We start from the raw sequence: 10,803 nt of genomic DNA on the forward strand, positions 1-10,803 counted from the left end.
TAATGAAAATATTTTTATTTAGTTTTCAAGGAGCTTTATTTGCTTCTAAATATATAATACGAGGAGGAAGAAGTAAGGATGCTAGAATAATTTATTCTAAAAGAGATAATTTTGGCTCTAGAAGACCTATAGATGTAATAGCAGCCAATAATCCTATCCTTATATTAGATGAGCCACAAAAAATGGGTGGCAAGGCTACCCAGGATGCTCTAAAGAACTTTAATCCCTTATTTTCTTTGAATTACTCTGCTACCCATAGAACAGAACATAATTTAATTTATGTATTAGATGCTTTGGATGCTTACAACAAAAAACTTGTAAAAAGAATTGCAGTTAAGGGCTTTGAGTTAAAGAATTTTAGAGGAACTGATGAATATCTTTATTTAGATGAAATTATCCTATCTCCAAATAAACCACCCAAGGCAAGGCTTCATCTTGAAATTAAGTACAAGCAATCTATTAATAGGGAAGCAAGACTGGTTGAAGAAGGGGATAATCTTTTTCATTTATCCAAAGAAATGGAACAGTACAAGGGCTATACAGTAAGCAGTATAAATCCAATTACTGATTCAGTAAGCTTTACCAATGGCGAAGTAATTAGGAAGGGAGATGTTGTTGGAGATATATCTGAAAGGGATATGAGGAGGATCCAGATCAGGGAAACTATCAAGTCTCACTTTGAAAAGGAGGCTAACCTCTATAAACAAGGGATAAAAACCCTATCTCTTTTCTTTATAGACGAGGTTGCTAAATATAGGCAGTATGATGAAGATGATAATGAAATACTTGGAGAGTATGGACAGGTTTTTCAAGAAGAATATATGGATCTTTTAGAAACCTATAGGACCATATTAGATAAGGATTATTTACAATACTTAGATTCCATTGGGGTGGAGGAAACACATACAGGATATTTTTCTATTGATAGAAAGGGAAAAGCTATTGATAGTAGGATAAAAAGAGGTCAAGACTCTTCGGATGATATTTCAGCCTATGATTTGATTTTGAAGAATAAGGAAAGGCTGCTTTCTTTTAAAGAACCAGTTAGATTTATCTTTTCTCATTCAGCTTTAAGGGAGGGCTGGGATAATCCAAATGTCTTCCAGATTTGTACTCTTAAGCATAGCGATTCACAAATTGCAAAAAGACAAGAGGTTGGACGTGGACTAAGGCTTTGTGTAAATCAAAATGGAGATAGGATGGACAAAGAAAGTTTAGGAGAATTGGTTCATGATATGAATATCCTAACAGTAATAGCTTCGGATTCCTATTCTGAGTTTGTAAGAGATCTACAGAAGGACATAAAAGATAATCTTTACGATAGGCCTACAAAAGCTACTAGAGAATATTTCTTTGGAAAAATTGTTGAGACTGAAGAAGGTTCTAGGGAAATTACTGATAAGGAAGCTAGTGATATAGTATTCTATCTTATAAGAAGTGACTATATAAATAATGATTTCGAAGTGACAGACAAATATCACAAGGATTTAGAAAATGATGAATTACTTCCTGTACCAGAAGATTTAAAGGAAATGGAAGAAGGAATTCATTATCTGGTTCAGGCTATCTTTGATGAAAGTGTCCTTGATAATATGATCAAAAATGACCATGAGACAAAATTAACAGATAATGAATTAAATAATAATTTTTACAAGAAGGAATTCCAAAGTCTATGGAACTTAATAAATAATAAATATAGTTACAAGGTAAAGTTTGATAGTGAGGAATTAGTAGATAAGGCTATTAAGTATATCGATGATAACTTAAAGGTCTCAAAACTACAATATACTATCTCACAAGGTATTCAGCACGAAGAGCTAGATGAACATGCTTTTGATAGGCTAGATAGTTTTGAGGTTTTAGAGACAAAGACTCAAGTCTTAGATCATGCTAGTATAAGTCAAGTAGAGTACGATCTGGTAGGAAAAATTGCAGAAGAAACTGTACTTACTAGGGGGACTATAGTTAAGATTTTAAAGGGAATAGAGGAAAGAACCTTCCAGATGTTTAAGGATAATCCTGAAGAATTTATAACAAAGGTTACTAGACTTATTAATAGCCAAAAGGCTACTATGGTGGTAGACCATATTACTTATAATCGTACTGAGAACAAGTATGATAGTAGTATTTTTACTGCAGGATCTAAAAATAAGAATATTAAGAATGCCCTAAAGACCAATAAACATATTCAGGATTATGTCTTTGTTGATGGGATTTCAGAAGATAGTGTAGAGTCAAGATTTGCTAAATCTATAGATAGGGCTGATGAAGTTGTTGTTTATGCCAAATTACCTAAAGGATTTGCAATTCCAACTCCTGTAGGCAACTATACTCCTGACTGGGCCATAGCCTTTAAGGAAGGAGCAGTTAAGCATGTTTATTTTATAGCAGAAACAAAGGGCAGCCTAGATTCAATGGAGTTAAGGAATATAGAGAAGGCTAAAATTGATTGTGCTAAAAGTTTGTTTAATAATATCTCTACTAATAACTTGAGATACGATCATGTAACTGACTACCAATCTTTGTTGAATATAGTAAAGTAATATGAATTTAAGCGAGATTAATGTTTTATTTTCCAACAATCATACTGGGGGGATTAGGATGAAAAAAGTCAATGTAGAGAATGATAAATTTATTCAGCATTATTCCACAAGGATACCATGGAAAGATAACGATTATACTGGAAGAATTGATAATAATCCTAGATATAATGTGGCAGCACAAATAATTGCTAATATTGCTTCTGCTAGGGACTGGGATTTTGAGGAAAAGAATAAAGGGGTTAGTTATCTAGATTTAGATAGAGAAAATATAAAAAGCTGGGTAACTGAAAATGCGGCATTTATGTCTAATAGGGAAATCAGCGTTAATATCAATCACCCTTATAGGAAAAACAATGAAAAATTTAAGCACTATTGTGAAACGGAACTTGTGCTGGAACCTTATAGTTTTCTTTTAAGACCCTTTGCCTGGACCAGAAAGGATAATACAATTGAAAAACATAAGCATCATAATTTTTACTTTGATTTGGGTAAGACAGAATTAATGCTTAACTGGTCTTCAGCATGGGTATCGCATGGTCCTTCCCAAAAGGGTATTTTTGATTACTTTTTTTCAGGAATTGTCCCTAATAAATCCTTAATATTTCCCTATTATAAGCAGGTCCCATTTATAGAAGACAATCGAAGGGTAATAGCAGGTATAGGAAATTTAACTGGAAAAGTTACTTTACAGAAGTATGATACTGATGGGACTAGAGACGAGTATAACTACATTTGGGAAACAAATGCAGGGCATTCCATCAGAAAGGATGGAGAAAATGGATTTTTAATGCCCTACCACGAGATATATGATTATTTAAAATCTAATCCTGAATTTGATGTTTCTACAGTCACTATTTTTGAGCCAGCTGGATTTAGAGATGAATTCTCATATGCAACAGAATGGGTAAGCTACGATGCAGTAATAGATTTACTTAATCAAGCAAAAAGAGCCTTGAAAAATATAGTTCCACTTAAGCTGAAGAATCTGAGTTTAGATTGGATAAATCGCCAATTAGAATATGTTGATAGAGAACTTAAAAATGTTTGGAACCAAAGAGGAATCTATCCGGGATTAGGTTCTGCTTTATCTGCACTAGGTTTGTCTTATGGTTTTGATATAGCAAAATATATAAATACTGATGAAAATCCTTTAACGGAAGAATTAAAACTATATTTTACTGGGGATAAGGAAATCGGAATAGATAATTTAGATAATAGCTTGGCTGAAAAAGAAGACGAATTTTTAGGGCTTTTGCAAAATAAAAACAAGTTAGACTATTTTGAGCTATTAGCTAGGATGAACCTTTCTAGAGATCAGGCTAATTTTGCCTGGTCCAGAAGAGAACAATTGGGTGAAAAGATTTTGGATAACCCTTATTTGCTTTATGAGTTAACTCGTAAGGAAAAGGAAACAATCCAGATAAGTATATCTCAAATAGATAATGCTATGTTTGTCAATCCTTTAGTTGATAATAAATATCCTCTAAAAAAACCATCTAAAATGAGAACCGCGGGAGATAAGCGTAGATTTAGGGCTATGGTTACTTATGTGTTAAGTATAGCATTAAATTCTGGTCATACATTATTGACCTTTGAAAGGATAATTGAAGAAATAAATGATCTTCCTTTGGATCAAAAAACAGACTTTGAATTGGAAAAAATCCAGGCACTTTTAGATTTTCTAGAAGAAGGAGATCTATATGTGGATAGAGAGAATGGCTATATTAAATTAGTGGAATATGAAGACTATAAAAACTTGATTGTTAATGTGATAGATTCAGGTTTAAATAAGGATTATCCTATCAAAGAGGACTGGAGAGGAATTATTGATAATAAGTTTGGTCCTATAAAAAAAGGAATTGAAGAAAAGGATGAAAGAGCAAGAACCGAAAAAGCTGATGCTTTAAAAATTATGGAAGCTTCAAGAATATCAATTCTTTTAGGTAGGGCAGGAACAGGAAAAACTACAGCCTTAAGTTTGTTTGCATCTTCCAAGGGAATAAGAGAAGGTGGAGTTTTGGCCTTAACTCCTACAGGAAAGTCAAGGGTTCAATTAGAAAATCATTTTAGAGAAGCTGGAGCTGAAGCTGACTTTATGACAGTTGCCCAATTTTTAGTAAGGTCAGGTGGTTTTAGTTGGACAACCATGTCTTACAAGTTGCCTAACAAGGCGAGTACAAGTATAGCTAAGACTATAATTATAGACGAATGCTCTATGTTGACTGAGGTAATGTTTGCTGGTGTTTTAAAGTTGATTGATTCACATGCGGAAAGAATTATCTTTACAGGGGATCCTAATCAATTACCACCAATTGGTGGGGGAAGACCCTTTGTTGATCTTATAAGCTACATGGAAAATTATCACAAAAATAAGATAGGAATTTTGACTACAGAAATGAGGCAGGGCGCAGGCGGGGACGATGTATCTTTCGCTCAGATTTTTTCAAATTTAGATTTAACTGATAAAGATGTAATTCATAGAATTAAAAATAATAGCTTGGATGGTAGATTGAAATTCATAAAATATGAAGATGTAAATCAACTGGAAAAATTATTCTTTGAAAATTTAACTGATGTAACTGGAATGAAAGATTTAGATGATATAGATAGTTTTAATAAAAGTTTAGGAGCAGAAATTAATAAGTATACTAATTACCCTAATAGCAATGATATAGAGAACTGGCAAATTTTAACACCAACTAGATTTCTTGGTGTAGGCAGCTACTATTTCAATGAGAAAATTCATAATAAATATAGGCAAGATATTGTTGATAGTTGGAATAAATATCCTTGGAGCAAAAACAAGCCTCAATCTATACAAAATATTGTTTTTGGTGACAAGATAATTTCAAATGTTAATGGGGAGAGAGATTATTGGGATAATGGGGCAGGCAGGGAATATATAGCAAATGGTGAAATAGGTATAATGGTTAGCTATCCCGGACATTATGGGAAAAGTGATAAAAATAAAGATTGGTATAAATTTCGTTTCTCATCATTTGGAACCAAAGTTTTCTCATATAGAAAGCAGGATTTTGGAGGGGAAAATGCAGATTCAAAATTAGAACTAGCCTATGCCTTAACTATTCATAAATCTCAGGGATCTTCTTTTGGACAGACCATTGTGATTATTAATGGTAAAAGTTCTTTCATAAGCAAGGAGTTACTATACACAGCTTTTTCAAGACAGGAAGATAGTTTGATAATTTTGAGTGATTTATCAATAGAAGATCTTTTGTTATATTCCTATGACTGGTATTCTGATACTAAGCAAAGGTTTACAGATTTGTTTGAAAAGCCTAATATAGTCCAAATTGAAAAAAATAACCAAAAAAAATATTTCGAGAAAAATTTAATACACAGAACCTTGAGAGGCGAGATGGTAAGATCTAAGTCGGAGGTTATTGTTGCTAACTTACTAGATAAGATGGGTGTTGAATACAAATATGAAGAAGATCTTGTTCTTGGAGAAAGATCTTTTATACCAGATTTTACACTGAGGTATAAGGGAAAGCTCTCTTACCTTGAGCATTTGGGAATGACCAATGACTACTCTTATATGAAGAAGTGGGAGAATAAGAAAGCATATTATCAAGAGTATGGTATATCAGAGAACAAGGGAAATCTTATAATCACAAAAGATGGAATGGATGGTAGTTTTGATACAGAAAAGGTAGAATGCAAGATAAGGAAGTGGATGGACAGTATAGTTTAAAATAACATTATAATTTGATCAAGAAAGTAATTGATGGTCTTTATGTTTTGTATTTAATCATTTAAAAAAACAAAAATCTTATGGTTTTTAGCGAGAGGATGCCTAACCCAACTCGTATTTTTGAGTAGACATATCTATGGTAATTATAAAAAGATATTTAATTTTAACAGGGTCTTAGGGGGAACCCCTAAATCATTCCGATAGGAACAAGTAGAAAATTGAGTTGAAGAAAGCGAACCTAAAAGGGTTCGCTTCATCAATTTTCTCGTAAGTGTCCGTACACTTACTGTGCTTGCTCATTAAATTTATTTTAAAATATCAATATTAAACAAAGCGATTGACTTAAGAATAATTTTTCTTAAGTTAGTCGCTTTCTCTGTGTCCATTTTTCATTTAATCTTTTCAAAAACTTTCTAAAATAGCGAATCAAGCGGATCATATTTTCACTGTTATATATAGGGGCATTTAAGTTGTCCTATGAGAACAAAGAAAGTCTTGGTGACAGTTTTAAAGGAGGAAGAATAGATGGAGGACATATTAGAATATAGCATTCAGCTTGCTATGCTCAGGCAATTATTAAGTGAAAAGCTAATAAACAAGCAAGAATACTTTAAGATTAAAAGACTTCTTATGGAAAAATATAAGATTTCTTCAGATTTGACCTGCTAAATTTAACTAGTCGCGGTAAAATAGGATTGTATAGAATAATATAAAAGTGAGGTGAGATTATGAAGAAGGTAGAAGTAATAAAAGGTGAAGGTCTTTTAAACGGTAGAAGAAATGGTGCAGAGATAAAATTAAAAAGAGTGGCAGCCTATTGTAGGGTTAGTACCGATAGTGAGGATCAGCTTCAAAGTTATCATTCCCAGGTCAAATATTATACTGATTTAATCAATGAAAATTCTGATTGGACCATGGCTGGAATCTATGCAGATGAAGCTATCACAGGCACACAAATAGATAAAAGATTGGATTTTCAAAGGTTAATAAATGATTGCATGAATGGGGATATAGATATGGTAATTACAAAATCTATATCTAGATTTGCTAGGAATACTTTAGATACACTAAAGTATGTGAGACGCTTAAAAGAAATCAACGTAGCAGTATTTTTTGAAGAAGAAAACATCAATACCTTAACTATGGATGGAGAATTGCTTTTAGTTATCCTTAGTTCAGTTGCCCAGCAGGAGGTGGAAAATATTTCTGCTAATGTAAAAAAAGGCTTGAAGATGAAAATGCAAAGAGGGGAACTAGTAGGCTTTCATGGTTGTCTAGGTTATGATTATGATAGTGAGAATAAAACTATATCCATAAATGAAGATGAAGCCCAGATAGTAAAGTATATCTTTAAGAGATACTTAGAAGGGGCAGGGGGAAGTGTGATATGCAGGGAGTTAGAAAACCTTGGCTACAGATCTCCTAGAGGCTCTAGTAAGTGGTCAGCCACCACTGTGCTGGGAATTATAAAAAATGAAAAATACAAGGGAGATCTTTTAATGGGAAAGACCTTTACCCTAGATCCTATTACTAAAAGAAGACTAGAAAACTTTGGTGAAGAAGATAAGTTTTATATAAAAGACCACCATGAAGGGATTGTAAGTGAAGAGGACTTTGATAAGGCTCAAGCTATTAGACTTAGAAGGGCTAAGAATAGAAATACTGTAGGCTCAAAGAATGGAAAAAGAGACAAATTCAGTAGGGAATATGCTTTTTCCTGCCTATTAGAATGTGGCTTCTGTGGTTCGAATTTATCTAGAAGGTCCTGGCATAGTAATTCCCAATATAAGAAGACTATTTGGCAATGTGTAAGAGGAACTAAGAAGGGAAAGAAATTCTGTCCTAATTCTAAGGGTATAGAGGAAATAGCAATAGAGAAAGCTTTCTTAGAGAGCTATAGACAGCTTACATCAAATAATAAAGATATTGTAAGTAGCTTTCTAGACTTAGTTGAAGTTAGCTTAAATGATAAAAGTCTTGAGAAATCTATTAAGAAGTTAGAAAGAGAGATAACCCATCTTTTAAACAAGCAAAACTCTTTAGTAGATTTAAGACTAGAAGAAAAAATAGAGGAAGATCTATATGAAGAAAAGTATATAGATCTTCAGAAGGAGTATTCAAAAAAGAATAAGGAAAAGAAAAACTTAGAATATAGCCTAGAAAACAACAATGAAATTAAAAAGAGGATGAAAGACTTTAAATCTATGCTGGAAAGAAAGGAAGTCCTAAAAGAATTTGATAGGTATGTATTTGAAAGTATAGTAGAAAAGGTTATTGTTGGAGAGATAGACGATGATGGCAAGGTAGATCCATATAAGCTTGCCTTTGTATATAAGACTGGCTTTAAAGATGGATTAAATGGAGAGAGATTTAAGACACCAAGGAAAAATGCTAGTTCTAAAAACAAAAGAATAGGAAAAGACTCTGCTGAATTGTCTTCCTATATTAATAACCAGGTAAATAAATCATGTTCCCATAGTAGTGATGTCACATGTGGAGACGGTTGTTCTTTTGTCAAGAAAATAGGAAATGCGCCTACGCCTACATACGATATATTCGTAAGAAAGGATAAATTCATTGGAAATAAAACTTGCTGATAAAAACAATTTCGGTCGCAATTCTCTTAATGATTTTAGACGATATCAAGAAGTGAAGAATGTATACCGTCTAAAAGATGGTCAGCTGAGATTGGTTTACAATCCCTTTACTGAAGACTGGGATGATGAACGCCGCATTGAAAAAGCAGAGGAGATTCTCAGCGGGCAATATGTGACCTACTGTGCTTTTGAAGGAAATCGAGTAGTTGGCGAGATTATGCTACTTCCACGACTGAACAAAGACCGCCTGATTATCGACAGTTTTCATGTCTCTTCAGATTATCGCCGTCGAGGAATAGGACGCGCCTTGCTTGATGCTGCCAGGCAAGAAGCCTTGAAACGGGGGGCGCATGCTTTATATGCTTCCTGCTGCAGTGCGGAAGAAACAATTCGTTTTTACACCGCAATGGGCTTCCGCCGGAGTGCTGATCCCATTGCTTCCTGCATAGAGGACGAGCCCTATGACTTGCAGATGGAATGCAAAATTATCTGACAGTTTTTCAGATTTATTTGGTCGATATGTTCCCGCACACATAGAGGGTGGATTTGTTCCCCTGTACTGTTGTTATTCACGGCATTGTCTCGTCCCATGTGGAGACGGTAGTATTGATGTCAAGGATAGAAAAGTAAAAGCGTAGAAACATGAGTAAATAAGGACTTTCCGTGATTTGAGATCTGGTTCTAAGCCGGAAGGAGAATCACGGTTTTTTAATTTGCGGGAACTAATCCAAGAATGGCAGGATGGAAGATTGAGTGGATAGATTGACTTTTGAGCTTGTGAGTTGATAGGATTGCTGGCAAAAACGTGGTGAGTTGATAAAATAGTTATCCTAATCCTAAATGATGCTTATAAAAGGACCTTGCAATAATGTAAGGTTTTCTTTCTATTTCGTTTAGTAATGTGTTATACTATTCTTAACTATATTTTACATCCTCGGAGGTGTGCGATTCATGGTGATTAGCTATGATAATCTGTGGAAACTATTGATCGACAAGAAGATGAATAAAACTGACTTAAAGGATCAAGCCGGCATTACCTATAATATTATTGCCCGTCTCGGTAAAGGGGAATCGGTAAGCATGGAGAGCCTTTATAAAATCTGTAAATGCCTCCAGTGTAATATCGGTGACATCATGGAGTTTAAGTTCGATTGACATCGTTTAAATAAAATGAAGGGGGCGAGCGTTCATGGGGAAAAGCCATTTGTCTGAAGAAGATATCAAATTAAGATATATCACACCTACTATACAGAATGCGGGATGGGATAACAAGCAAATACGGATGGAGTACGCTTTTACAGCAGGGCGTATTATTTTGCGTGGAAATATTACGGCAAGAGGCAGAAAGAAAAGTGCTGACTACCTCCTGTCCTATAAAAACAACTTCCCTCTAGCCATTGTGGAAGCAAAGGACAATACACAGCCTGTAGGTGCTGGACTTCAACAAGCCATTGATTATGCCAAGGCACTGGATGTTCCTTATGTCTATGCTTCAAATGGAGATGGCTTTGTGGAGCAGAACCTCATCACAGGTGAAGTTAAGGAACTGAAATTAGAAGAGTTCCCATCACCAGAAGCGCTGTACCAAAGACACAGAATTGATAAGGGGATTGATGAGGCTGAAGAAAAAGTTATGCTGGAGCCTTATTACTACATACCTAATTATAAAACCCCTCGGTATTATCAACGGGTGGCTATTAATAGAGCGGTAGATGCTGTTGCTAAAGGACAAAATCGTGTCCTTGTAGTTAGTGCCACAGGTACCGGTAAAACTTACATGACCTTCCAGATGATCTATCGTTTATGGAAATTTGGATAGTTCCTATGAGATTTATCTGGCACTTTATCAGCAGCTAGTTGGTGATGATGGTGAAGAAGCCTGGATAGGTTACACTGAACTAGACAATAAAAATAAGGTGTGTAAAATATAAGAAAACACACTGGAGGA

Annotated in this window: 6 protein-coding genes and 1 pseudogene; all 7 read left to right on the forward strand. The window is 34.4% G+C overall.

The genetic code is table 11. From position 1 onward, the window contains the following. Nucleotides 1-2,543 (forward strand): restriction endonuclease (locus ACFO3L_RS04200; RefSeq protein ID WP_379964171.1); only part of this gene is annotated, 2,543 nt, incomplete at its 5' end. A gap of 58 nt (nucleotides 2,544-2,601) precedes the next feature. Further along, nucleotides 2,602-6,258, forward strand: a complete 3,657-nt coding sequence (locus ACFO3L_RS04205) for an AAA family ATPase (protein ID WP_379964173.1) — start codon at nucleotides 2,602-2,604, stop codon at nucleotides 6,256-6,258. Nucleotides 6,259-6,783: 525 nt separating this feature from the next. After that, nucleotides 6,784-6,927 (forward strand): SHOCT domain-containing protein, encoded by a 144-nt coding sequence (locus tag ACFO3L_RS04210; RefSeq protein WP_379964175.1) that lies wholly within the window; start codon nucleotides 6,784-6,786, stop codon nucleotides 6,925-6,927. A gap of 56 nt (nucleotides 6,928-6,983) precedes the next feature. Next, nucleotides 6,984-8,855 (forward strand): recombinase family protein, encoded by a 1,872-nt coding sequence (locus tag ACFO3L_RS04215; protein ID WP_379964180.1) that lies wholly within the window; start codon nucleotides 6,984-6,986, stop codon nucleotides 8,853-8,855. Further along, entirely contained in the window at nucleotides 8,836-9,348 is a 513-nt protein-coding gene (locus ACFO3L_RS04220) for a GNAT family N-acetyltransferase (RefSeq protein ID WP_379964177.1), read from the forward strand. The genes ACFO3L_RS04215 and ACFO3L_RS04220 overlap by 20 nt, the downstream gene beginning before the upstream one ends. A 458-nt stretch (nucleotides 9,349-9,806) precedes the next feature. Further along, a complete protein-coding gene (locus ACFO3L_RS04225; RefSeq protein WP_062467898.1) occupies nucleotides 9,807-10,010 on the forward strand; it encodes a helix-turn-helix domain-containing protein in 204 nt (67 codons plus the stop codon). 34 nt (nucleotides 10,011-10,044) lie between these two features. Next, nucleotides 10,045-10,738, forward strand: a pseudogene (locus ACFO3L_RS04230) (DEAD/DEAH box helicase family protein); the annotation flags it as partial. Between the last annotated feature and the right edge of the window lie 65 nt (nucleotides 10,739-10,803).

This window comes from Enterococcus eurekensis (assembly GCF_042654605.1).
Classification (GTDB): domain Bacteria; phylum Bacillota; class Bacilli; order Lactobacillales; family Enterococcaceae; genus Enterococcus_I; species Enterococcus_I eurekensis.

Excerpts from the sequence above, each read along its gene's own strand:
- ACFO3L_RS04210 (WP_379964175.1), top strand. The coding sequence starts at position 6,784 with ATGGAGGACATATTAGAATATAGCATTCAGCTTGCTATGCTCAGGCAA.
- ACFO3L_RS04205 (WP_379964173.1), top strand. The coding sequence starts at position 2,602 with ATGAAAAAAGTCAATGTAGAGAATGATAAATTTATTCAGCATTATTCC.
- ACFO3L_RS04225 (WP_062467898.1), top strand. The coding sequence starts at position 9,807 with ATGGTGATTAGCTATGATAATCTGTGGAAACTATTGATCGACAAGAAG.